This is a genomic window from Hyphomonas sp. (assembly GCF_046313975.1).
In the GTDB taxonomy this organism is placed as follows: domain Bacteria; phylum Pseudomonadota; class Alphaproteobacteria; order Caulobacterales; family Hyphomonadaceae; genus Hyphomonas.
This window is the reverse complement of record NZ_JBKBXB010000002.1, coordinates 79,278-101,326: the sequence shown is the minus strand read 5'-3', so window position 1 is coordinate 101,326 and position 22,049 is coordinate 79,278. Positions and strand designations below refer to the sequence as shown.

General features: G+C 64.5%; 20 protein-coding genes. 7 read left to right on the top strand and 13 right to left on the bottom strand.

The window, feature by feature from the left end; all coding sequences use genetic code 11:
- Window positions 1-2 precede the first annotated feature (2 nt).
- Genes ACK4TE_RS01365 through gyrA form a run of 3 tightly spaced genes read right to left on the bottom strand, consistent with a single transcriptional unit; the run spans window position 3 to window position 4,197 of the window.
- Window positions 3-875: a peptidylprolyl isomerase gene (locus ACK4TE_RS01365; RefSeq protein WP_409909671.1), complete on the bottom strand. Its 873-nt coding sequence runs from the start codon at window positions 873-875 to the stop codon at window positions 3-5.
- Window positions 872-1,369, bottom strand: a complete 498-nt coding sequence (gene coaD, locus ACK4TE_RS01360; RefSeq protein ID WP_409909670.1) for a pantetheine-phosphate adenylyltransferase — start codon at window positions 1,367-1,369, stop codon at window positions 872-874. The genes ACK4TE_RS01365 and coaD overlap by 4 nt, the downstream gene beginning before the upstream one ends.
- Window positions 1,370-1,407: 38 nt before the next feature.
- Window positions 1,408-4,197, bottom strand: a complete 2,790-nt coding sequence (gyrA, locus tag ACK4TE_RS01355) for a DNA gyrase subunit A (protein WP_409909669.1) — start codon at window positions 4,195-4,197, stop codon at window positions 1,408-1,410.
- 178 nt (window positions 4,198-4,375) lie between these two features.
- On the opposite strand from gyrA, the gene ACK4TE_RS01350 reads away from it, so the two are divergent.
- On the top strand, window positions 4,376-5,446 hold the full coding sequence (locus tag ACK4TE_RS01350; RefSeq protein ID WP_409909668.1) for a Kelch repeat-containing protein: 1,071 nt from the start codon (window positions 4,376-4,378) through the stop codon (window positions 5,444-5,446).
- Here ACK4TE_RS01350 and blaOXA read toward each other — a convergent pair.
- Window positions 5,443-6,294: an OXA-1090 family carbapenem-hydrolyzing class D beta-lactamase gene (gene blaOXA / locus ACK4TE_RS01345; protein WP_409909667.1), complete on the bottom strand. Its 852-nt coding sequence runs from the start codon at window positions 6,292-6,294 to the stop codon at window positions 5,443-5,445. The two genes, ACK4TE_RS01350 and blaOXA, sit on opposite strands and share 4 nt — an antisense overlap.
- Window positions 6,295-6,304: 10 nt before the next feature.
- Window positions 6,305-6,787 (bottom strand): single-stranded DNA-binding protein, encoded by a 483-nt coding sequence (ssb, locus tag ACK4TE_RS01340; protein WP_409909666.1) that lies wholly within the window; start codon window positions 6,785-6,787, stop codon window positions 6,305-6,307.
- A 231-nt stretch (window positions 6,788-7,018) separates the two neighbouring features.
- Between ssb and uvrA the strand changes: the two genes are divergently transcribed.
- Window positions 7,019-9,991: an excinuclease ABC subunit UvrA gene (uvrA, locus tag ACK4TE_RS01335; protein WP_409909665.1), complete on the top strand. Its 2,973-nt coding sequence runs from the start codon at window positions 7,019-7,021 to the stop codon at window positions 9,989-9,991.
- Between the two features lie 18 nt (window positions 9,992-10,009).
- Here the strand turns inward: uvrA and ACK4TE_RS01330 are convergent, their stop codons facing one another.
- Window positions 10,010-10,990, bottom strand: coding sequence for a hypothetical protein (locus ACK4TE_RS01330; protein WP_409909664.1), 981 nt, complete (start codon window positions 10,988-10,990; stop codon window positions 10,010-10,012).
- Window positions 10,991-11,057: 67 nt separating this feature from the next.
- Window positions 11,058-11,900: a hypothetical protein gene (locus ACK4TE_RS01325; RefSeq protein WP_409909663.1), complete on the bottom strand. Its 843-nt coding sequence runs from the start codon at window positions 11,898-11,900 to the stop codon at window positions 11,058-11,060.
- Window positions 11,901-11,937: 37 nt separating this feature from the next.
- On the opposite strand from ACK4TE_RS01325, the gene trmFO reads away from it, so the two are divergent.
- On the top strand, window positions 11,938-13,338 hold the full coding sequence (gene trmFO / locus ACK4TE_RS01320) for a methylenetetrahydrofolate--tRNA-(uracil(54)-C(5))-methyltransferase (FADH(2)-oxidizing) TrmFO (RefSeq protein WP_409909662.1): 1,401 nt from the start codon (window positions 11,938-11,940) through the stop codon (window positions 13,336-13,338).
- A gap of 304 nt (window positions 13,339-13,642) precedes the next feature.
- On the opposite strand, the gene ACK4TE_RS01315 is transcribed toward trmFO, so the two are convergent.
- Window positions 13,643-14,668 carry a patatin-like phospholipase family protein gene (locus ACK4TE_RS01315; protein WP_409909661.1) on the bottom strand — a complete coding sequence of 342 codons (1,026 nt, stop codon included), beginning with the start codon at window positions 14,666-14,668 and terminating at the stop codon, window positions 13,643-13,645.
- A gap of 72 nt (window positions 14,669-14,740) precedes the next feature.
- Between ACK4TE_RS01315 and ACK4TE_RS01310 the strand changes: the two genes are divergently transcribed.
- From ACK4TE_RS01310 to ACK4TE_RS01300, 3 genes are all read left to right on the top strand, one after another.
- A complete protein-coding gene (locus ACK4TE_RS01310) occupies window positions 14,741-16,006 on the top strand; it encodes a class I SAM-dependent RNA methyltransferase (protein ID WP_409909660.1) in 1,266 nt (421 codons plus the stop codon).
- Window positions 16,003-16,425 carry an NUDIX hydrolase gene (locus tag ACK4TE_RS01305; RefSeq protein WP_409909659.1) on the top strand — a complete coding sequence of 141 codons (423 nt, stop codon included), beginning with the start codon at window positions 16,003-16,005 and terminating at the stop codon, window positions 16,423-16,425. Before ACK4TE_RS01310 ends, ACK4TE_RS01305 begins: the two co-directional genes overlap by 4 nt.
- Window positions 16,426-16,499: 74 nt before the next feature.
- Window positions 16,500-17,285 (top strand): SDR family NAD(P)-dependent oxidoreductase, encoded by a 786-nt coding sequence (locus tag ACK4TE_RS01300; RefSeq protein ID WP_409909658.1) that lies wholly within the window; start codon window positions 16,500-16,502, stop codon window positions 17,283-17,285.
- Between the two features lie 75 nt (window positions 17,286-17,360).
- Here the strand turns inward: ACK4TE_RS01300 and ACK4TE_RS01295 are convergent, their stop codons facing one another.
- Window positions 17,361-17,606: a hypothetical protein gene (locus tag ACK4TE_RS01295; RefSeq protein WP_409909657.1), complete on the bottom strand. Its 246-nt coding sequence runs from the start codon at window positions 17,604-17,606 to the stop codon at window positions 17,361-17,363.
- A gap of 162 nt (window positions 17,607-17,768) precedes the next feature.
- Complete coding sequence (locus tag ACK4TE_RS01290) at window positions 17,769-17,993, bottom strand: hypothetical protein (protein WP_409909656.1); 225 nt, start codon at window positions 17,991-17,993, stop codon at window positions 17,769-17,771.
- A 203-nt stretch (window positions 17,994-18,196) separates the two neighbouring features.
- Between ACK4TE_RS01290 and ACK4TE_RS01285 the strand changes: the two genes are divergently transcribed.
- Complete coding sequence (locus ACK4TE_RS01285) at window positions 18,197-19,183, top strand: NAD(P)H-dependent flavin oxidoreductase (protein ID WP_409909655.1); 987 nt, start codon at window positions 18,197-18,199, stop codon at window positions 19,181-19,183.
- Between the two features lie 35 nt (window positions 19,184-19,218).
- Here the strand turns inward: ACK4TE_RS01285 and ACK4TE_RS01280 are convergent, their stop codons facing one another.
- From ACK4TE_RS01280 to ACK4TE_RS01270, 3 genes are all read right to left on the bottom strand, one after another.
- Window positions 19,219-19,581 (bottom strand): YMGG-like glycine zipper-containing protein, encoded by a 363-nt coding sequence (locus ACK4TE_RS01280; protein WP_409909654.1) that lies wholly within the window; start codon window positions 19,579-19,581, stop codon window positions 19,219-19,221.
- Window positions 19,582-19,786: 205 nt separating this feature from the next.
- Window positions 19,787-20,788: a magnesium transporter CorA family protein gene (locus ACK4TE_RS01275; RefSeq protein ID WP_409909653.1), complete on the bottom strand. Its 1,002-nt coding sequence runs from the start codon at window positions 20,786-20,788 to the stop codon at window positions 19,787-19,789.
- A 74-nt stretch (window positions 20,789-20,862) separates the two neighbouring features.
- The gene (locus tag ACK4TE_RS01270) at window positions 20,863-22,035 is read right to left on the bottom strand and encodes a PQQ-dependent sugar dehydrogenase (RefSeq protein ID WP_409909652.1); all 1,173 of its coding nucleotides are present in this window, start codon (window positions 22,033-22,035) and stop codon (window positions 20,863-20,865) included.
- Between the last annotated feature and the right edge of the window lie 14 nt (window positions 22,036-22,049).

Here is a 22,049-nt window from a genome sequence, read left to right as displayed (position 1 = left end):
GCTTACTTCACAAGCGCCGGCACGGGCGGCAGCGTGCAGACGTCCACCTCGCCCTTCGTTTCTAGCTCGGCCCGGAAGGCGTCCGTATCCGTGCGCAGCACCCAGGCTCTCGGGCGGGTCGCTGCCGGCATGTCGGCGGCAAACTTCGCCGATGTCAGGATGTCCGGATCCGTGACCGCGCCCGAGCCCGGCGCACCTTGCTTCAGAGCTTTCACGACCTTCTGGCCGTCAATCACACGGCCCCAGGACGTGTACTGACGGTCAAGATGAGGCGAGTGCTCGCGCATCAGGAAGAATTGCGTATCGCCGGAATTCGGATCGTCCGTCCGCGCGGTCGACAGCACGCCGCGGCAGTGCGGGATGGAGCTTGTCACCAGTCCGTCCACGGACATGTCTGCAAAGAAAGAAGGCTGCGTCAGGATCGGGAAACCCTTGATATACCCATTCTTCGCCGTATCCTCCGGGCCGATAGTGGCTTCCAGCGGCAAGGCGTTCACATCGCGGCGCAGGGTGAACTCGCCCGGAATGCCCGGCCAGCCGGGATCAGCGCCCTTCTTGGCCCAGACATCGCCGCCCTGTGCCATGAAATCGTCGATCACACGGTGGAAGGTGGTGCCGTCAAGGTCGCCGGAGGCGATCAGTTTGCGGAACTGGGCATAGTGCTTGGGCGCGACCTCAGGAAATGCCTCAATGACGATACGGCCCTTGGTCGTCTCGAATACGATGAGGTTTTCCGGATCGACCTGGCGCCAGTTGGCCTCGTCCGGCGTTTCGGCGCCGGCGCCCAGCGCCCAGCCTTTGTCCGCCGTATCGCCACAAGCCGGCATTGCCAGCCCGATCAGGCCGGCTGCAATTCCCAACGCTACACGTTTCATTTCCGGTACTTCTCCATCAGCGCCGTTTTCACGGCGGGCGTGACAAACGGCGTGATGTCTCCACCAAGGCTCGCGATTTCCTTCACGAGCCGGGAGGCAACCGCCTGATGGCGAACATCCGCCATCAGGAAGACAGTTTCAATGTCCGGATTCAGTTGCTCGTTCATCGCCGTCATCTGGAACTCGTATTCGAAATCCTGCACCGCCCGAAGGCCGCGCACGATGATCTGGGCGCCGCAGGCCTCGGCGAACTTCATCAAGAGGCCATGCATCGGCAGCACGCGGATTTCGGCCAGGCCGGGCCCGTTCAGCTTGGCGCATTCGGATTTCACCATTGCGACCCGCTCGTCCAGCGTGAACAGGGGCTTCTTTGCCTCATTCACGGCCACACCGATCACCAGCTCATCGACCAGCTTCATCGCCCGGCCGAAGATGTCGATATGCCCGATCGTCGGCGGATCGAAAGTTCCCGGGTAAAGTCCGATACGGCGCACCTGAAGCCTCCCTGTTGCAGCGGCAGTCAGGTGTCCCTTCAGCCCGGCCCGCCTTCAGGCCTATCCATACCGGCTTCGCCGTCTTCCACAAGCCGCGCGACGGAAACGACCCGTTCACCATCACTGGTGCGCAGGACCCAGACGCCGCCCGTGGAGCGCCCGGCGATGCGGATCTGGTCCACCGGCGTGCGGATCAGCTGGCCACCGTCTGTCACCAGCATGACCTCGTCGCCTTCGCCGACCGGGAAGGACTGGGCGACCTTCTTGACCGGCCCGCCTTTCTTGTCGCGGCCCCAGATATTCTGCGCGACGAGGCCCTTTCCGCCGCGTCCGGTGACGCGGTAGTCGTAGGCGGAGGAGCGTTTGCCCATACCGTCATCGGCGACGGTGAAGATGAACTCCTCTGCCGCGCCCAGTTCCGCGATGCGTTCGGCCGAGAGAGCGGCTTCGCCAACGGCTTCATCATCGTCGTCGGAGATTTCTTCCTCTTCACCCGTGGCGGCGCGGCGCATTGCCGCTGCGTGTTTGAGATAGGCGCGCGCCTCTTCGGAGGTCACGTCCATGTGGCGCAGGATGGCCATCGAGATGACCTCGTCCCCATCAGCGAGCCTGATACCGCGAACACCGGTCGAATCGCGACCCGCAAAGACGCGCACTTCGGTCACGTCAAAGCGGATGCACTGGCCGAGCGCGGTGGTCAGCATCACGTCATCCTTCTCGGAGCAGACCTGCACCGAGACGATGCCGTCGCCCTCGTCCAGCTTCATCGCGATCTTGCCGGCGCGGTTCACGCGGATGAAATCGGCGAGCTTGTTGCGGCGGACATTGCCGGAGCGCGTGGCGAACATGACATCGAGATGTTCGGTTGCCTCCTCGCTGTCAGGCAGCGGCAGCACGCTCTCGATGCGTTCATCGGCGGCGAGCGGGAAGATATTGACCAGCGCCTTGCCGCGCGAGGTCGGCCCGCCGACCGGCAGGCGCCACACCTTCTCCTTGTAGACGATGCCGGCGGAGGAGAAGAACAGGATCTCCGTATGCGTCGTGGCGGTGAACACGCGCACGACGAAATCCTCGTCCTTCATCGCCATGCCGGAGCGGCCTTTGCCGCCGCGGTTCTGCGTGCGATAGGCGGCGAGCGGCGTGCGTTTCACATAGCCGCCATGCGTGACGGTGACGACCATGTCCTCGACCTCGATGAGGTCTTCGTCGTCCATATCGACGCCGCCTTCGGTGAAAGCCGAGCGGCGCGGTATGGCGAATTTGGTTTTCACCTCGGTCAGCTCACCCTTGATGATACCGAGGATTCTCGTCCGAGAACGGAGGATATCCAGATAGTCCGCAATCTTCTCGGCAAGGCCCTTCGCCTCATTGCCGATCTCGTCGCGGCCGAGGCCGGTGAGGCGGTGCAGCGGCAGGTTCAGGATGGCGCGGGCCTGCTCGTCCGAGAGATAGATGGTGCCATCTTCCGGACCGCGGCGCGTGCGCCGGTCGGCGATCAGGTCGATCAGCGGGCCCATGTCCTGCTGCGGCCAGGCCTTTTCCAGCAGGCGCTCGCGCGCCGTGCCCGGATCGGGCGAATTGCGGATGATGCGGATGATCTCGTCAATGTTGGCAACCGCCAGTGCGAGACCGACCAACACATGCGCACGGTCACGCGCCTTGCCGAGATCGAACTTGGTGCGGCGGACAACCACTTCCTCGCGGAAGGCGACGAAGCATTCGAGCACCTTGCGCAGGTTCATCAGCTCCGGCCGGCCGCCATTCAGCGCCAGCATGTTGACGCCGAACGAGCTTTGCATCTGGCTGTAGCGATAAAGCTGGTTCAGCACGACATCGGCGCTGACATCCTTCTTCAGCTCGACGACGACGCGGATGCCGTTGCGATCGGACTCGTCGCGCAGGTCCGAGATGCCCTCGATCTTCTTCTCGCGCACCAGCTCGGCGATCTTGGTGATCATCGCCGCCTTGTTCACCTGGTAGGGAATTTCGGTGACGATGATGGCTTCGCGGCCATTCTTGGCGCGTTCGATATCCGTCTTGGCACGGATGATCACGCTGCCACGCCCGGTCAGCAGCGCCTTGCGGCTGCCGGAGAGGCCCATGATCAGGCCGCCTGTCGGAAAGTCCGGCCCCGGAACAATATCGCAGAGCGCCTCTTCACTGATCGCCGGATTGTCGATCAGAGCGAGCGTCGCATCGATGATCTCGCCGAGATTGTGCGGCGGAATGTTCGTGGCCATGCCGACCGCGATGCCGCCGCCGCCATTGACCAGCAGGTTCGGGAACTGCGCAGGCAGCACCACCGGCTCTTTCTGCGAACCGTCATAGTTCGGCTGGAAATTGACCGTGTCCTTGTCGATGTCGGCGAGGAGGTAGGTTGCCTCCTTGGTCATCCGGCTTTCGGTGTAACGCATCGCCGCCGGCGGATCGTTGTCGATGGAGCCGAAGTTGCCCTGGCCATCGACCAGCATCACGCCCATGGAGAAAGGCTGCGCCATGCGCACGAGGGCGTCATAGATCGCGCTGTCGCCGTGCGGGTGGTAGTTACCCATCACCGAGCCGACGATGTTCGCGGATTTCTTGTAGGGCTTGTCCGGCGTGTTGCCGCCTTCATTCATCGCATAAAGGATGCGCCGGTGCACCGGCTTCAGACCGTCGCGCACATCCGGCAGCGCGCGGCTGACGATCACGCTCATGGCATAATCGAGATAGGAGGATTTCAGCTCCGTCTCGATCGAGACCGGCTCGATGCCGTCCACATGACCGGGTCCGCCTGCGCCATTCTCGGGGGTTTCCGGCTCGTCCGGAGGGGTCGTGGGGTCGCTCATGGAAAGGCCTTCTGCATGTCTTCGGCGGGCCCCGTGAACCGGGCTTTCGAATCGCCGTTTTTCGCTGGTTTTACCCTAGCAGCCGGGCCCGTCCGGGGCTACGGTCCGGAGGCCGGAAAATGCAGTAAAGACGGGGCTTTTCCCGAGTTTTCCACAGCCCCATCCGGAGGACTTCCCCATGCCGCAGACCCGCCCCTTTACCCGCCCTGCAGGAATGACCCGCCGCGCTGCCATTTCAGGCCTTGGCGCGGGCCTTCTGGCCGCCACCTGCAGGGCAAGTCCGGCGGATGGCTTGTCGCCTGAAACGGGAATTGCGCGGGGCTGGTCAGCGGGCGATTCGCTGCCTTTCCCGGTGCAGGAAATCTATCCGTGCCTGCATGACGGCGCGATCCACCTCGCGGGCGGATTCGTGGCGACGGACGGGCGCATCACCGGGCCGACTGAGCAGCACCACCTCTGGCGCCCTGACGGGCTTGGCTGGCGGGCCGCGCCGCCCCTGCCAACCGCGCGCCACCATCCGCACCTGATCAGCTGGCGTGGCCAGCTCTGGACCTATGGCGGCTTCGAATCGCCCTCTGCCGAGGCGATCTGGACGATGCAGGCAGGCGGATGGGTGCTGGACGAAGGCAACAAAGGAGGCTGGGCGCCCGCGCCGACCCTGCCTGTGCCTTGCGGCGAAGCCGTGTTGCTGGTGGGCGGCACAGGCTTGCTGCATCTCGCAGGCGGGCGGTCGCCGGTCGGCGCGGCGAATGCGGTCTGGCAGGATCAGGCCGACCAGACGCATCATTTCGTGCTCGACGACCCCGCTGGCAGCTGGCGCGAGGCGGCGCCCTGCCTCAGCGCGCGCAACAGCGCCGCCGGGGCTGTGATTGATGGCCGCCTGCACATTGTCGGCGGGCGCAGCGTGACGGGCGGCAACACGGCGGCGCATGAAGTCTATGACCCTGCCGAGGACCGCTGGCGCACTGCTGCACCGATGCCGCAGGCGCAAGGCGGGCTCGCGGCGGCGGAGGCCGGCGGCAAGCTCTTCGCCTTTGGCGGCGAGTATTTCGACAATGGCGGCGGCGTCTATCCGGAAGCCTGGGTGTATGATCCGCAGACGGATGAATGGGGTCCCATCGACCCGATGCCGCACCCCCGCCATGGGCTTGGGGCCGTCACCTTGGACGGCGCGGTCCATGTCATCGGCGGCGCACTCAAGGCCAGCGGCGTCGAGACCAGCGCGCTGGTGGAGATTTACCGGCCCTAACCGGGCGGCAGCGCGCCGATAGTGCGCAGGGCGCGTTCCGTGGCGGCGCGGCGTTTCGGGGCTTCTTCCATGCCGCCGGGCATGTCCATGTTGAAGGCAAAGGCATAGGTGCCGGGCGCCTCACCGCCGGACTGTTCGAGCCAGCCGACGAACCAGCCGATATCGCTGCCATCGCCCTCCACCGCGCCTTTCCAGCCGGTCTTGCCATACATCACCCAGCCCTCGCCGCGCGCCAGCTCCATCGCCGGCACGGCGAGATCATAGGTGCGCTGGGATAGCGGCAGCGTGCGCCGGGCAAGGCGGGACAGGAAGGCGACCTGCTCGGCCGCCGAGATCGCGAGCGGGGCGGAGAGCCAGTAATTCGTGATCTTGTCCGGCCCGCCAATCTCGCCATTGCCATAGCCGAACGCGGCGAAGCCTTCCGTCAGCCGGTCCGGCCCGATGCGCGGCACGACGATCTGGTAAACCCAGACGGCCGAACGCTGGAAAGCCTGCGCGAACGTCTGGTCCTGGTTCCAGCTGTCGACGAACCGCACCTCGCCGTCCCATGCGAAGGCCTCGTCCATACCGCTGACGGCGCCGGTCTCCAGCGCCAGCAGCGTGTGGGGGATTTTCGAGGTCGAGGCCGGCGAGAAACGCGCGTCGATCCGCGCGCCGCCATGCGTCCAGGTTTTCTCGTCCTCGAGCCGGTAGATGACCAGCGACGCAACACCGGGATCGACACCTTCGGCCAGCAGCGCCTGTTCCAGCGGGTCTTTCACCGGCACAGGCGCGCAGCAGACGAAGCCCGCGCACCCCGCCAGCGCGAGGCTGAACCAGAGCGCGGCGAGGGCCTTCAGCGCGCGCATGGCATCTGCCTCAGAACGGGATCTCGTCGTCGAGGTCCTGGCTGAAGCTTTCCTTCGGGCCGCTCATCTGACGGCTGCCGCCGCCGCCAGCATAGCCCATGTCGCGGTCCCGGCCACCGCCGCCTGCGCCGGCGCCTTCACCGCGCCCGTCCAGCATCACGAGGCTGGCATCATAGCCCTGCAGCACAACCTCGGTCGTGTAGCGGTCATTGCCATCCTTGTCCTGCCATTTGCGGGTCTGCAGCTTGCCTTCGAGATAGACCTTCGAGCCCTTCTTCAGGTAGCTCTGCGCCACCTTGATCAGCCCTTCGGAAAAGATCGCCACGGCGTGCCACTCGGTTTTTTCCTTGCGCTCACCGGTCGCCTTGTCGCGCCAGGTTTCCGAGGTGGCGATGCGCAGGTTGCAGACCTGCCCGCCATTCTGGAACTGGCGCACTTCGGGATCCGCCCCGAGATTGCCGATGAGGATGACCTTGTTGACTGAGCCCGCCATGAGGACTTCTCCGTTCTGATCTGACTGTTTCGCTTTCGATTCGAACTGTTTACTCTGAGCCGGCCTGCCTGTCGCCTGACGGGCGAAGAATTCCACCGGAGCTGCTGCAAAATACAGCCGTTCCAGATGTTCACACTTTGTTCTTGATGTCAATCCGGACTCGCGCCACACATATTCGCAAAACACCGCCGCCGCCCCGCAGGAAGCCCTCCCAGAGAAACTGAACCCGTCATGGCCGAGTCCCCCTACATCCGCGTGCGCGGTGCCAAGGAACACAATCTCAAGAACATCGATGTCGACATCCCGCGCGGCCAGCTCGTGGTGATGACCGGCCTGTCGGGCTCGGGCAAATCCTCGCTCGCCTTCGACACGATCTATGCCGAGGGCCAGCGCCGCTATGTCGAGTCGTTGTCGGCCTATGCGCGCCAGTTCCTGGAGCTGATGCAGAAGCCGGATGTGGAAAGCATCGAGGGCCTGTCGCCCGCGATCTCCATCGAGCAGAAGACGACGAGCCGCAATCCGCGCTCCACTGTCGGCACCGTCACCGAAATCTATGACTATATGCGCCTCCTCTGGGCGCGGGTCGGCGTGCCCTATTCGCCCGCCACCGGCCTGCCGATCGAGAGCCAGACCGTCAGCCAGATGGTTGACCGCACGATGGCGCTGGAAGAGGGCACGCGCCTCTACCTGCTCGCGCCGATGGTGCGCGGCCGCAAGGGCGAGTTCCGAAAGGAGTTTGCGGAACTGCTGAAAAACGGCTTCCAGCGCGTCAAGGTGAACGGCGAATTCCACGAGCTGGAAGACCCGCCGAAGCTCGACAAGAAGTTCAAGCATGACATCGACGTGGTCGTTGACCGCATCGTCGTGCGCGCCGGCATGGAGCAGCGCCTCGCCGAAAGTTTCGAGACCGCGCTCGGCCTCGCGCAGGGCATCGCCGTGGCTGAATATGCCGAGATCGCGCCGGGCGAGACGGAGCCGAAGCGGATCACGTTCAGCGCCAATTTCGCCTGCCCGGTTTCCGGCTTCTCGATTCCCGAGATCGAGCCGCGCCTGTTCTCGTTCAACAACCCGTTCGGCGCCTGCCCGGCCTGTGACGGGCTGGGCGAGCAGCTGAAGATCGACCCCGCGCTGGTCGTGCCGGACAAGGATCTCGGCCTGCTCGACGGCGCGATTGCGCCCTGGGCAAAGTCCACCTCGCCCTACCAGACCCAGACGCTGCAGGCGCTCGCCGCGCATTACCGCTTCGACCTGACCAAGCCGTGGAACAAGCTGCCGGAAAAGATCCAGGACATCATCCTCTACGGCACCGGCGATGAGGAAGTGCAGTTCCTCTATGATGACGGCATGCGCACCTACAAGACGAAGAAGACCTTCGAGGGCGTGATCCCGAATCTCGACCGGCGTTATCGCGAAACCGACAGCGCCTGGGTGCGCGAGGAGATCGCGCGCTTCCAGTCGGCTGCTCCGTGTCCGGAATGTCATGGCAAGCGCCTGAAGCCGCAGGCGCTTGCGGTGAAGATTGCCGGGCTCGATATTTCCGAGGCCGGCGAGTTCTCCATCCGCAAGGCGGGCGACTGGTTCGGCGGCGTGCACAAGACGCTGACGAAACAGCAGAAGGAAATCGCCATCCGCATCCTGAAGGAGATCAACGACCGGCTGATCTTCCTCAATGATGTCGGCCTCGATTATCTCTCGCTCGGGCGCGCCTCGGGCACCTTGTCGGGCGGCGAAAGCCAGCGCATCCGGCTCGCCTCGCAGATCGGTTCCGGTCTCACGGGCGTGCTCTATGTTCTCGACGAGCCCTCCATCGGCCTTCACCAGCGCGACAATGAACGCCTTCTGGAAACGCTGAAACGCCTTCGCGATCTCGGCAATTCGGTGATCGTGGTCGAGCATGACGAGGACGCGATCCTGACGGCGGACCATGTCATCGACATGGGGCCCGCTGCAGGCGTGCATGGCGGCGAGATCATCGCCGAGGGCACGCCTGAGGAAATCCTGAAATCGAAGAAAAGTCTGACGGCGGACTATCTCTCCGGTGCGCGCGAGATCGCCATTCCGAAGCGCCGCCCGGTGACGAAGGGCTCGCGCGCGCTGACGGTGAAAGGCGCAACCGGCAACAATCTCAAGAATGTCACTGCCTCGATCCCGCTCGGCACGTTCACCTGCGTTACCGGCGTCTCCGGCGGCGGCAAGTCGACGCTGATCATCGAGACGCTCTACAAGGCGCTGGCGCGCAAGCTCAACGGCTCGTCGGATTCCCCGGCGCCATATGAAAGCCTCGAAGGGCTCGAACATCTCGACAAGGTGATCGACATCGACCAGTCGCCGATCGGGCGCACGCCGCGTTCCAACCCCGCCACCTATACCGGCGCCTTCGGGCCGATCCGCGACTGGTATGCCGGCCTGCCGGAATCCAAGGCACGAGGCTATCAGCCGGGCCGGTTCAGCTTCAACGTCAAGGGCGGGCGCTGCGAGGCGTGCCAGGGCGACGGCGTCATCAAGATCGAGATGCACTTCCTGCCGGATGTCTATGTCACCTGCGAAACGTGCAAGGGCAAGCGCTACAATCGCGAAACGCTGGAAGTGCTGTTCAAGGGCAAGTCGATTGCCGATGTGCTCGACATGACCGTGGAAGACGGCGCGAAGTTCTTCTCCGCTGTGCCCGCGATTGCCTCCAAGCTCGACACGCTAAATCAGGTCGGCCTCGGCTATATCAAAGTTGGCCAGCAGGCGACGACCCTTTCGGGCGGCGAAGCGCAGCGCGTGAAGCTGGCGAAGGAACTGTCGAAACGCGCCACAGGCCGTACACTGTATATTCTCGACGAACCGACGACCGGCCTGCATTTCGAGGATGTGAAGAAGCTGCTGGAAGTGCTGCACGAACTGGTCGATGGCGGCAATACGGTGCTGGTGATCGAACATAACCTCGATGTCGTTAAAACCGCCGACTGGGTGCTCGACCTCGGCCCCGAGGGCGGCGATGGCGGCGGTAAGCTGGTTGCGGCGGGCACCCCGGAAGACCTTGCCGCGAACACCGCGAGCCATACCGGCCGCTTCCTCGCCGAAACCTTCCGCCGCCAGGACGAACGCCGCGCCGCCCGCAACAGGCGCGAGAAAGCGGCGGCAAAGGCTGCTCCGCCTGCGGAAGAAAAACCGAAGAAGCCCGCGAAGAAATCAAAGGCCGGTGCCGGGGCAAAGTAAGCCCCGGCGCGCGCCGCCTCAGACGAAGGCGTCGACCCGCGCCGCGTCCTCGACCCCGCCCGCCGGATCATGCCGCGCCGCGAAGGCTGCGGGGCCGCCGACGATATGTTGCAGTACACCCTGCACGAAGAGGACGAGGAAGTAGAAGATGCCCATGGGCACAAGGAGTTCCGCAGACATCAGGAGGGCGACAGGGTCGCCGCCTGTTTCGGCCATGTTCGCGATGCGGATGAAGACCGGCATCATCAGTCCCTGAGCAATGCCAGTGACGACCTGACCGACGATGCTGCCGCCAATCGCAAGGATCGCATAGGCGCCGAAGATCGGCCAGAACCGGCCGCGAGAAACGGACCAGGCATCGAGGAACCGGATCCGCCGCGACATCACCGTCAGTCCGAAACAAGGCGCCAGCCGCGTGGCGAGGAAAATGTAAAGCGGCAGGATGACCAGCATCAGGGCAAAGGTGCCGAACACCTGCATGCCGACTTGCGTTGCAAACGCATCGTTCTCGGACACTTCCGGATTGTCGAGGTTGGAGAACATCGTCCAGAACGTGGCGCCGAAGATTAGCAGCATGGGCAGGAAAATCAGCGCGATGGCGAGCAGCCACCAGAGCAGGCCCACTGCCATCATGCGCAGCTCATCCGCGCCGAAGCGCAGCGAGAAGCCTTCGCCCCAGATATAGCGGCGCTGCGAGGCGGTCTCGAACATCGCCCAGAGGGCCCAGGACAGGAGGATCGTGATCACGGTCCAGGGCAGAAGGCGTGAAACACCGTCCCACATCGCTCCGGCGATCACCGCCTGGTCAGTTTCGTTCTCCATGCCCTGCACTAGCGTGAACCAAGCCTTGAAGTCGTTGAACCCCAACGCGCCGATGAGCGCGAATACACCCATGAAGGCGAGCGCATAGGCGAGGCCGTAGATGAAGGGAAAAGTCGCGGCGTGCGGCGCGGAGAAGGTCCAGCTGAGGGCCCGCTCGAAGGTGAAACCCCGGATCATCGCATTGTCCCTCCACGGAATATGACGGCGAGCCTAACCGTGTTCGGCCTTCGCAATCAATCGCGGACTATTGCGGCGCAGCCGCCTCGGGCCTCAGCCGCCGATAGGCCGCAACGGCCATGCCATGCCCGGCCAACAGGAATGGCGCGAACAGGAGAATGCCCGCCGCGCCTTCGATGACATGGCCGATGGCCGTGTCCGGAACGGCGGCGCGCAGGACCATGTTGGCCGCGACCGCAGCGGCAAAGGGCGCGGCATGGGTCGCGAGCGCAGCGGCGCCGAGTTTCAGCGCATGGCCGCGCGTCCAGGCAAAGGTGCGGAAAACATGCGCGCTGCCCCGGTCGATCGTGGCGATGCCCATCAGGGTCAGGCGCAGGGCGAACCAGGAAATCACACCGGCCCCGGCGAGCGCTACAACCATGTAGAAGACCCCGAACGGGGTTGGCAGCATCTCGAGGAAGGCCTTCTGCACCAGTTCCGGGGCGGCGTCCTTGCCGAGTTCGTAAGTGCCCTGCGCCTCGATCAGGATGCCCGGCAGGATCAGCAGGAAAAACCCGATGAAGAACCCGATGAAGACGAAGGCGAGATACACGGCAAGATTGGCATGAGCGAGCTGCAGGAAGCCGCCCGGGCGCGGGCCGATCAGGCTGCGATAGACACCGCGCGAGAATTGCACACCGGCGAGGAAGGTGGCGATCACCATCGCCAGCGGCGCGGCAAGGTTGCCGTTCAGATGCAGCGCCGCACTGTAAAATCCGCCCGTGACCGCGAACAGGCCCAGCCAGCGCAGGTTCGGCCCGAGCGCGCCAAGGCCTTGGCGCCAGCCTTCTTTGGCAAGGTTGAGGGCGGAAATTCGCACGGTCATGACGCCCGCCAGATAGTCCCGGCGCCCACCAAGGGCAAACGCCATCTTGACGCGCCCGGACCGGAGACGGCATTTGCGGCCCATGACCCTGAAACCCATCCATGTCATCGGCGGTGGAATGGCCGGCTCTGAAGCCAGCTGGCAGATCGCGCAGGCCGGCGTACCCGTGATCCTGCACGAAATGCGCGGCGTGCGCGGCACCGACGCCCACCAGACCGACAAGCTGGCCGAGCTTGTCTGCTCCAATTCCTTCCGCTCGGATGACCACCGCACGAATGCCGTCGGCGTGCTGCATGAAGAAATGCGCCGCGCGAACGGGCTGATCATTTCCACCGCGAAAGTGCATCAGGTGCCGGCCGGCAGCGCGCTGGCAGTCGACCGGGAAGGCTTTGCCGAAGCGGTGACGGCGAAGCTGGAAGCGCATCCGAACGTGACCATCGTGCGCGAAGAGATCGCCGGCCTTCCGCCGCAAGACTGGGACTCGGTGATTGTTGCGACCGGACCGCTGACTTCGATTTCGCTGGCGGAAGCCGTGCGCGCGCATACCGGCGAAACCGATCTTGCCTTCTTCGATGCCATCGCGCCGATTGTCTATTTCGACTCAATCGACATGTCCAAGGCCTGGCGCCAGAGCCGGTATGACAAGGCCGGGCCTGCGGGTGACACCGCAGCGTACATCAATTGTCCGATGACGGAGGAAGAGTATAACCGCTTCCTCGACGCGCTGCTTGCCGCGCCGAAGACCGAGTTCCGTGAGTGGGAGAAGAATACGCCCTATTTTGAAGGCTGCCTGCCGATTGAAGTGATGGCCGAGCGCGGGCGCGAGACCTTGCGCTTCGGGCCAATGAAGCCGGTGGGCCTGACCAATCCGCATAATCCCGCCGTGAAAGCGCATGCGATTGTTCAGCTGCGGCAGGACAATACGCTGGGCACCCTGTGGAACATGGTCGGCTTCCAGACGAAGCTGAAATATGCGGCGCAGACGGACATCTTCCGGATGATCCCCGGCCTTGAGAAGGCGGAGTTTGCGCGCCTCGGCGGCATTCACCGCAACACGTTCCTGAACTCGCCGAAACTGCTCGACAGACAGCTCCGTATGAAGACGATGCCGCGCTTGCGCTTTGCCGGGCAGGTGACCGGCGTGGAAGGCTATGTCGAAAGCGCGGCTATGGGATTGCTCGCGGGGCGGCTTGCGGCGGCGGAGCGGCTCGGCCGGAAACTCGAGCCGCCGCCGGCAACGACGGCGATGGGCGCGCTGGTCAACCATATTACCGGCGGGCATCTGGCTGACGGCCAGACTTTCCAGCCGATGAACGTGAATTTCGGCCTGTTCCCGGATATCGCCGATTATCCGAAGACGGATGAAACCGGCAAACGTCTGCGCGGCAAGGACAAGGGCAAGGCCAAGAAAATGGCCCAGGCCGTGCGCGCCCTCACCGACTTCGATGCCTGGCTGGCCGGGGAAGTGGCGGAAGTGGTCTGAGCTGCGGGTGTGCGCAGCGCGGGCGGCCGGACGCGGGGGTGCCCGGTTTTTCTCTCTGATTTCCCGGAGCTCATCCTGAGCGAAGTCGAAGGATAGAGCGGGCTCGCTAGCGCTGCGGCACATGCGCATCCTTCGACGTCGCTCAGGACGAGCTCTGCGGCGGCAGCGTTCTGGGCGCTGGGTCCCGGCTTTCGCCGGGATGACACGAAACTGAGCGAGAGCGTTTTGGTTCCCTCGCGTTCTTGTCTGTTCGGATCGCCAGCCGTTACAGGCGAGTCCAGCTTTTTGCAGGTTGCCGGACGCCTCAGCCTTCGAGGAATTCCTTGCGGATGTCGAAGCTCGACTTCTTTGTACCGACATCCTTTGCGCACGCGCCGAGCCAGCAATCTGCGGCTTCGCGGCCCATGTCGCGCAGGTCCGTGAGGAAACGCCAGCGGGTGTCGTATTTGGTGGCGAGGCCGAGATGTATGAGGTCCTGGCCGCCGCGGATGGCGTGGATGTTGAGGCGCCGGTATTTTTTCAGCACCGGTTCTTTCAGCATGCCCTCGTCGATCAGGCGCTGGACGAAGGCGATGGCGCGCAGTTCGCCGATCAGGGAGGCGTTGAAGCTGATCTCGTTGAGGCGTTCCTGGATCTCGCCGGCGCGTTTGGGTGTGCCCTGCCGATGGAGCGGATTGAGGATGACGAGCAGCACGTCTTCCGGCGCGCCGGAATAGATCAGCGGGAAGAGGCTGGGATTGCCCATGAAGCCGCCGTCCCAATAGGGCGTTCCGTTGATCTCCACCGCCTGGAAGGCTTGCGGCAGGCAGGCCGAGGCGAGCACGCTGTCGGCGTTGATCTCCGGCTTGCCGAACACGCGCACCTTGCCGGTTTCGACATTCGTGGCGGAGAGGAAGAGCTGCAGCGGCGCGGCGTGGACGGCGGCGAAGTCGACCGTGTCTTCGACGATGCGGCGCAGCGGATTGAAGTTGAACGGGTTGAGATCATAGGGGCTGGCGAGGGCCTGCAGGGCGCTGGCCATTGCCAGGCCGGCGGCGCCGAATAAACCCATTGCAGAGCTAGCCTCCGACACCTTGCGCCACAGGATTTCCAGCTCGGCACGCGCACCTTCAGGGCCAGCCTTGGCGAAGCCCGAGGCGAAGGCGACGGCATTGATGGCGCCGGCGGAAGTGGCAGAGATGGCGGCAATGCTGAGGCTTGCCTCTTCGCTGAGACGGTCGAGCACGCCCCAGGTGTAGGCGCCGTGGGCGCCGCCGCCTTGCAGGGCGAGGCTGATGGGGCGGGGCTTTCCGTTCTTTTGGTCATTTCTCAGGCCGTTTGCGCGCGCCATCGGAGGCTCCTTCCTTGCCGGACCTGCCCCTGCTATCGGAGGACGCTTCGAACCACCAGCCCCGGACACTGCATGCCTGACCCGCAAAACCCGGATGCAAGCGAGACGCGCACGTTAACCCTCGACTCGGTCGGGGCGCAGGGCGACGGGCGCGCGGTGGACGATGGGCGGCGCGTGTCCGTGCCCTTCACCCTGCCCGGCGAACGCGTGCGCGTGACGGGCAACGGCGAGCGGCTGGAGCTTGTCAGCATCGAGACGCCCTCGCCGGAGCGTATCGCGCCGGTGTGCCGGCATTTCGGAACCTGCGGCGGATGCACGCTGCAGCACTGGGCGCCGGTGCCGTATGCGGCGTTCAAGCGAGAGCTTATTATCCGTACACTGAAGGCGCGCGGACTGGACGCGGAGGTGGCGGAGACCTGGGTGACGCCCGCCGGATCGCGGCGGCGGGCGGCGTTGGCGGCGCGGCGCGTGGGCAAGGAGATGCGCCTCGGCTTTCATGTGCGCAAGAGTCATGAGCTGGTGGCGATTTCCGAATGCAAGGTGCTGCGCCCGGCGATTGTCGCGGCCTTGCCGAAGCTGAGGGAGATCGCGGGATACCTGATTTCCGGCAAGGAAGAGATTGGCCTTCTGGTCACCGAGACGGCCTCTGGGCTCGACCTGCACGCAAGTGGTCTCGCCAAGGAGACGAAGGCGCTGGCGCGGGCGGAAGCAGCGAACGCTGCGCTGCGTGCCGGTTTTGCGCGCATGTCGATCGAAGGCGGCGACGTGCTGACCGACCGGCGCCCGAGCCTGCCCGCCGGCGCGGCGAACCTGTTGCCTCCTCCCGGTGGATTTCTGCAGGCGAGCGCCGAGGCCGAAGCGGAGATGGAGCGGATCGTGCGCGAGCATCTCAAGTTTTCGTCGCGCATCGCCGACCTGTTCTCCGGGTGCGGAACATTCGCGCTGCGCCTCGCGGCGGAATCCAGCGTGCTGGCGGTGGAAGGGAATGCGGCGGCGATTGAGGCGCTGAAGGATTCCGTTCGCGGCGCGCCGGGGTTGAAGCCGGTGGAGGCGCGGGTGCGCGACCTGTTCCGCAATCCGGTGAGCGCGGCGGAGCTGGCGAAGTTTGACGGCCTGGTGCTAGACCCGCCGCGCGCGGGCGCCGAGGCGCAGGCGAGGGAGATTGCAAAGTCCGGCGTCCGGCGCGTGGCCTATGTCTCGTGCGATCCGGCGACGCTGGCGCGGGACCTGCGCACGCTGGTGGACGGCGGATACAGGATCATCCGTATACATCCTGTCGACCAGTTCCTCTGGTCGGCGCATGTTGAGGCGGTGGCGCTGTTGGAGAAGCGGTTGTGAAGGACAGGCCGCAACCGGCCGTGGGCACGGTCTGCTTCAAGGGCGAGGATGTGCTGATGATCCGCCGGGGCACGAAGCCGCTGGCGGGCGACTGGTCGCTGCCGGGCGGGCGGATCGAGTTTGGCGAGCGGGCGGAAGCGGCGGCGCTGCGCGAGCTGGCGGAGGAGACGGGCGTGACGGCGCGTCTGGTGGGGCTGGTCGATGTGGTCGATGCGATCTTCCGGTCGCGGACCAGCGGGGACGTGACGCGCCATTATGTGCTGTTCGATTATGCCGCCGTGTGGGTCAGCGGCGAGCCGGTGGCGGGCGATGATGCAGACCATGCGGAGTGGATATCGCCCGCGCGGCTGGCGGAGATGGCGCTGTGGGACGAGACGCGGCGGGTGATCGAGGCGGCGCGGAGGATGGCGCGAGGTTAGGCCCTTGACCCTCCGCGAGGGAAGCTTTGTGTAGACGGACTTTGAAACCAGAACATTCCAGGGAGAACACAGCCATGACCTACAAACCCTTCGACCTCAGCGGAAAGGTTGTCGTCGTGACTGGCGGCAACAAGGGCATCGGGCTCGGCATGGTGGAGGCGCTGGCGGCGTCGAATGCGGATGTCGTGATCTGGGGCCGCAAGACGGCGGACAATGATGCGGCGGTGCAGAAGGCCTCGAAGCTTGGCAACGGGAAGGTGAAAGCCTGGACCGTGGATGTCGGCGAAGAAGACCAGGTTGTGAAGGCGATGAAGGAGGCCGAGGAGGAATTCAAGCGAATCGATTGCTGCATTGCCAATGCCGGTGTCGGGCGCGGGTCGGCCGGTTTCGAGACGATGACGCTGGACACCTGGCGGTATAACCAGCGCATCAATTCCGAAGGCGCGTTCTTCACGCTGCGCGAGGCTGCGAAGTCGATGGTGGCGCGGGCGAAGGCGGGTGATCCGGGCGGCAGCCTCGTCGGCACGGCCTCGCTGGCCGGCATCGAAGGCGCCGGCCGCAACCAGGCCTATGCCCATACCAAGGGCGGCCTGATCGCGATGATGAATGCCTGCGCCGTGGAGTATGGCCGGTATGGTATCCGGGCGAACTCCGTGCTGCCGGGCTGGATCGCCACCGACATGACCGAAGGCGCCCAGGGCAATGACGTGTTTGCCACCAAGGTGATCACGCGAGTTCCGATCCGCCGCTGGGGCGAGCCGGAAGATTTCGGCGGTATCGCGGTTTATCTCGCTTCCGACGCCTCGAAATACCATTCGGGCGACACGCTGGTCATCGACGGCGGCTACGCCAAGTTCTGATCGCCGGGCAAAGAAAAAGGCCGCTTCCCGAAGGAGGCGGCCTCAATTCTTCCAGTCCGAAGACTGACGCGGAGATTATTCCGGAGTGACTTCTTCGGTAGCTTCCGTGACAGCTTCTTCGGTCGCAGCAGCAGCTTCAGCAACAGCTTCTTCGGTGGCTTCAGCAGCTTCAACGACTGCTTCTTCGGTCGCTTCAGCAGCTTCAACAGCCACTTCTTCGACGGTGGTTTCTTCAGCAGCCGGAGCAGCTTCTTCGGTCGCGCCGCAAGCAGCGAGAACGAGGGCCGAGGCAGCAGCAGCGGCAAGGACGAGCTTTTTCATATTGGTAGTACCCCTGTTGAGTGTTCTTGCGAACGGCCGGTGCTGTAGCACTTCTTCAACATTGCCGGAAGTTAATTTTTCAGGCGAGTTGGGACGTCGCGGTTCGGTTGCAGAAAACCCTGGCCCGCCTATGGGCCAGGGCAGCTTTTCAGCCGGACCGGATTACTCCGGAGCGGCTTCTTCGGTAACGTCGTCTTCAGCTGCGTCAGCGGCTTCTTCAGCGGCTGCTTCAACTTCGACGACTTCGGCTTCACCATCGCCTTCGGCTTCAACGGCTTCAGCAGCCACTTCAGCTTCGACAACTTCAGCTTCGACAGCCGGCTCGCCTGCGAAAGCGACACCAGCAAAAACGAAAGCGGCAGCAGCGCCAGCAAACAGTTTCGTCATAGGAGTTTTCCCTCTTTTTGACACCCTGCCCGGCGGACAATTCCGCGGACCTGCCGCTATTGCACAGGGATCGGGGCAAGATTGCGGCAAAGCGAGGACGAAACTGCTCCAAATGTGGTTGAACGCGCGCTGCGATGAAGACTCTTGCGTTGACCTAGCGGCGTTTGCCTAAGGCTTGAGCAGACATTCTCCAGGAGACGAAAATGGCCCTCAAGACTCGCCTGACCGACCTTCTCAAGGTTCAGCACCCGATCATGCTCGCCGGCATGGGCGGGGTTTCCTATGCGGAAGTCTGTGCCGCGATGTGCAATGCGGGCGGCTATGGTGTGCTCGGCATGGCCGGCACGGTGCCGGATTTCATTGCCGGCCAGATGAAACGGGTGAAGGAGCTGGCACCCGGCAAGCCCTTCGGTGTCGACCTGCTGGCGGCGAGCCCGGAGAGCCTTGAGGCCTCGGTCGACGTAATCATCAAGGGCGGTGCAGATTCATTTGTCGCGGGCCTCGGCGTGCCGCTGCCGATCATGGACCGGCTGAAGAAGGCGGGCGTGAAAGTGATGGTGGTCGGCGGCGCGGTGAAGCATGCCATCAAGGCCGAGGAAGCGGGCTGCGACGCCGTCATTCTCCAGGGCGGCGAAGGCGGCGGGCATACCGGCCTCGTCGGGACGCTGCCGCTGGTGGCGCAGGCGGTCGAGGCGGTGAAGATCCCGGTGATCGCAGCGGGCGGCATCTATGACGGGCGCGGCCTGGCTGCCTCGCTTGCGCTTGGCGCCGAGGGCGTGTGGATGGGCACCCGCTTCATCGCCTCAGCAGAGGCCCATGCCGCAAACATGTACAAGCAGGCGGTGGTCGAGGCGGGGGATACCGATACCACGCGCACGCGCTGCTATTCGGGCAAGCCGATGCGCTGCCGCACCAACGATTACATCAATGACTGGGAAAGCCGGCCGCAGGACATCCAGCCTTTCCCTTTCCAGGCGATCCACTCGACCCGGACCGGCGTGATCGGCGGCATCGGCGGCATCACGGACGAGTCGAAACTGTCGATGGACAAGTCCTGCTTCGCCATGGGCCAGTCGGCCGGAGGCGTGCGCGAAGTGAAGCCCGTGGCGGAAATCGTCGCCGACATCATGCGCGATGCGGAGGCGGCGATTGCCCGCACAGCGGCGCTGCGGGTGAAGGCGACGGCCTGATCCGGGGCCGGGTCAGGCCGCCGCAGCCCCGGTGATCAGCCCGGCGAGCGGAAGCGGCCGTCTTCCCAATAGGTGTCGCCAGTCGTCGTATCGATGAAGTAGCGCTGTCCGGTGCGGCTGTCGGTGTAAAGCTGCGAGTGGTTCGGATTGCGATTGTCCCACGGGCAGACGCGGTCGCGGTGACAGCCATAGAGCGCGCCGGCGGCTGCACCGAGGGCACCACCGATGACAGCGCCCTGCGTGCGGTTGCCGTCGCCGGCGATGACTGCACCCCCGGCTGCACCGACAGCGCCGCCGATGGCCGCATCACGCGCCGTGCCGCGATACTGGCCATTCGACTCGCAGGCGCCGATCATCAGCGCGGTTGCCGCGATGGCGGGGATAAGGATGGTCTTCATGCTGGTTCTCCTTGTCTTGCGTTTCAGGCCGGCAGCAGGCTCGTGAAAGCGCAAACCGGCAGTTGTCGCACCGCGCGGGGCGCGGCATCGGACGGAACAGCGCAGCGCTGATGCTGCGCGTATCCAAAGCTCTCACGAGAATGGGGCGGCAAGGCGACAAGGTGCGCCTGAACCTCAAACATTACAGAGATTTAGGTTCAGTCCCTCAGAGCCAGCCGCGCCATTTGAAGAATTGGTAGGGCACCACCGCCGACAGGACCATCAGGCCGAGCGCGAAGGGATAGCCATAGGGCCAGGCAAGTTCCGGCATGAATTCGAAATTCATGCCATAGATCGACGCGATCAGGGTCGGCGGCAGGAAGACGACGGCGGCGACCGAGAAGATCTTGATGATGCCGGTCTGCTCGATGTTGATCATGCCGAGCGTGGCATCCAGCAGGAAGTTGATCTTCTGTGTGAGGAAGACCGTGTGGTCTGACAGGGATTGCACGTCGCGGCCGATGGATTTGAGGCGTCCGGGCGCGTCCTTGTCGATCTTGCGCGCCTGCGAGGCGGCGATGGCATAGGTGACGAGGCGCTGGATGGAAATCAGGCTCTCGCGTACTTTCGACAGGAGATCGCCCTTGCGGCCGATCTGTTCGAGCACGGAGCGAAAATCGCGCGGCTTGGCTTTCGGCTGCGGCAGCGCGAGCGGCGAGGTAGACTTCGTTTTCGGCGGAGGAATGGCGAAGATTTCCGCCGAGATCGCATCGAGCTCGTGTCCCGTGCGCTCAAGCACATCGCCCGCACGTTCGATCAACCCTTCCAGCAGGCCGGCCATCAGGCTGTCAGCCGGCATCGGACCGCCTTTCTGGCAGCGCGCGATGAAGGCGTCGATGGCGCGTGGCTCTTCATAGCGGACGGTGACCAGGCGCTCACCGACGAGCACGAAACTGACCGGGGAGAGCAGCACATTGTCGCCGTCAGTGTGCGACAGCATCTGCGCCGTCATCACATGCGCATCGTCTTCGAAGTAGAGCCGGCTGGACAGCTCGATCTCGCTCATTTCCTCCAGCGTCGGCACATCGATGGAGAAGGCGCGTTCGAGCGCGGTTTCCTCGTCTTTCGTGGGGCGCAGCAGGTCGACCCAGACGGCCGTGTCGAGCGCGGCGAGGTCTTCGCCCGCCAGCAGGAAACGCCCGTCGCGGTTGGCATAGGTTCGGATCATCGGCGGCCTCTGTGCTTCCGGTGCGGATGGCGCCATCCGTGGCGCAAGTCGGCGCGCGGTGCAACGCCCTCCCGCTATCCGCCCGGCGTCAGGCGCAGGAGGCGGCCGCCGTCGCGGTCCTCCAGCACGTAGAGGGCGCCGTCCGGGCCTTCCTCGACCTCGCGCACCCGCTTGCCCCAGGCATAGCGGCCGGCTTCGGCGCCGGTGCCATCATTGTTCAGCGCCACCCGGATCAGCGCCTCGGAGGAGAGCCCGCCGATGAAGGCATTGCCGGTCCAGCCGGCGAACAGGGTGCCTTCGTAGATTTCGAGGCCGCCGGGGCTGATAGCCGGCACCCAGTAGACAGCGGGCGCGGCGAATTCGGGCCGCGTGTCATGGTCAGGGATCGGGCGGCCGTCATAATGGTCGCCGTTGGAGACTTCGGGATAGCCATAATTCTGCCCACGGACGATCAGGTTGAGCTCGTCGCCATGCGCGGGGCCCATCTCCTGCGCCCAGAGGCGGCCATCGGAGCCGAAATCGATGCCGAGTGGATTGCGGTGGCCAAGGGTCCAGACTTCGGCGGCGATGCCGCCCTGATTAGCAAACGGATTGTCCGCAGGGACGCTGCCATCGAGGTTCAGCCGCACAATCTTGCCGAGATTGCCGGTCATGTCCTGCGCCGGATCAAACTTCTGGCGCTCGCCGGAGGTGATGAACAGGTGGCGGCCGGGCGAGATGGCCATGCGGTGGCCGTAATGGCCATTGCCGGTGACTTTCGGTGACTGGCGCCAGATGATGCTCCGATCACTGAGCGATCCGCCCGCCTCCGTCAGGCTCAGGACGGCAATCTCCACAACCGCGCCGGACAGCGTGTCGTCCGCCGCATCGCGCTCGACATAGGAGAGATAAATCTCGCCGGTCTCGGAATGGTCCGGGTGCAGGATGATATCGCCCAGCCCGCCCTGACCGCGCGCCTCGACAGTTGGCCCGCCGCTGATCTCGCCGGCCTTGCTGCCATAAGTGTTCAGCAGCCAGATCGTGCCGCCTTTTTCCGTCACCAGCGCGCGGCCATCCGGCAGGAAGGTCATCGCCCAGGGGCTGTTGAACTTCTCGAGGATTTCTGCACGCACCACCGCGCCGTCCGTGCCGGTGACACTGAAACCGGGCCGCTCACCCGGCTCTGCGGAAATGCCGGGGGCCGCTTCGCTGACGCAGGCAGCAAGGGCGAGGGCGCCAGTGGTTGCCAGCAGGATCTGTTTCACCATGTCAATTCTCCGTA

Bases quoted from the DNA above. Each gene is read 5' to 3' on its own strand.
- ACK4TE_RS01365 (WP_409909671.1), bottom strand. From the start codon at position 875: ATGAAACGTGTAGCGTTGGGAATTGCAGCCGGCCTGATCGGGCTGGCA.
- gyrA (WP_409909669.1), bottom strand. From the start codon at position 4,197: ATGAGCGACCCCACGACCCCTCCGGACGAGCCGGAAACCCCCGAGAAT.
- ACK4TE_RS01350 (WP_409909668.1), top strand. From the start codon at position 4,376: ATGCCGCAGACCCGCCCCTTTACCCGCCCTGCAGGAATGACCCGCCGC.
- blaOXA (WP_409909667.1), bottom strand. From the start codon at position 6,294: ATGCGCGCGCTGAAGGCCCTCGCCGCGCTCTGGTTCAGCCTCGCGCTG.
- ssb (WP_409909666.1), bottom strand. From the start codon at position 6,787: ATGGCGGGCTCAGTCAACAAGGTCATCCTCATCGGCAATCTCGGGGCG.
- uvrA (WP_409909665.1), top strand. From the start codon at position 7,019: ATGGCCGAGTCCCCCTACATCCGCGTGCGCGGTGCCAAGGAACACAAT.
- ACK4TE_RS01330 (WP_409909664.1), bottom strand. From the start codon at position 10,990: ATGATCCGGGGTTTCACCTTCGAGCGGGCCCTCAGCTGGACCTTCTCC.
- ACK4TE_RS01325 (WP_409909663.1), bottom strand. From the start codon at position 11,900: ATGGCGTTTGCCCTTGGTGGGCGCCGGGACTATCTGGCGGGCGTCATG.
- trmFO (WP_409909662.1), top strand. From the start codon at position 11,938: ATGACCCTGAAACCCATCCATGTCATCGGCGGTGGAATGGCCGGCTCT.
- ACK4TE_RS01315 (WP_409909661.1), bottom strand. From the start codon at position 14,668: ATGGCGCGCGCAAACGGCCTGAGAAATGACCAAAAGAACGGAAAGCCC.
- ACK4TE_RS01310 (WP_409909660.1), top strand. From the start codon at position 14,741: ATGCCTGACCCGCAAAACCCGGATGCAAGCGAGACGCGCACGTTAACC.
- ACK4TE_RS01300 (WP_409909658.1), top strand. From the start codon at position 16,500: ATGACCTACAAACCCTTCGACCTCAGCGGAAAGGTTGTCGTCGTGACT.
- ACK4TE_RS01295 (WP_409909657.1), bottom strand. From the start codon at position 17,606: ATGAAAAAGCTCGTCCTTGCCGCTGCTGCTGCCTCGGCCCTCGTTCTC.
- ACK4TE_RS01290 (WP_409909656.1), bottom strand. From the start codon at position 17,993: ATGACGAAACTGTTTGCTGGCGCTGCTGCCGCTTTCGTTTTTGCTGGT.
- ACK4TE_RS01285 (WP_409909655.1), top strand. From the start codon at position 18,197: ATGGCCCTCAAGACTCGCCTGACCGACCTTCTCAAGGTTCAGCACCCG.
- ACK4TE_RS01280 (WP_409909654.1), bottom strand. From the start codon at position 19,581: ATGAAGACCATCCTTATCCCCGCCATCGCGGCAACCGCGCTGATGATC.
- ACK4TE_RS01275 (WP_409909653.1), bottom strand. From the start codon at position 20,788: ATGATCCGAACCTATGCCAACCGCGACGGGCGTTTCCTGCTGGCGGGC.
- ACK4TE_RS01270 (WP_409909652.1), bottom strand. From the start codon at position 22,035: ATGGTGAAACAGATCCTGCTGGCAACCACTGGCGCCCTCGCCCTTGCT.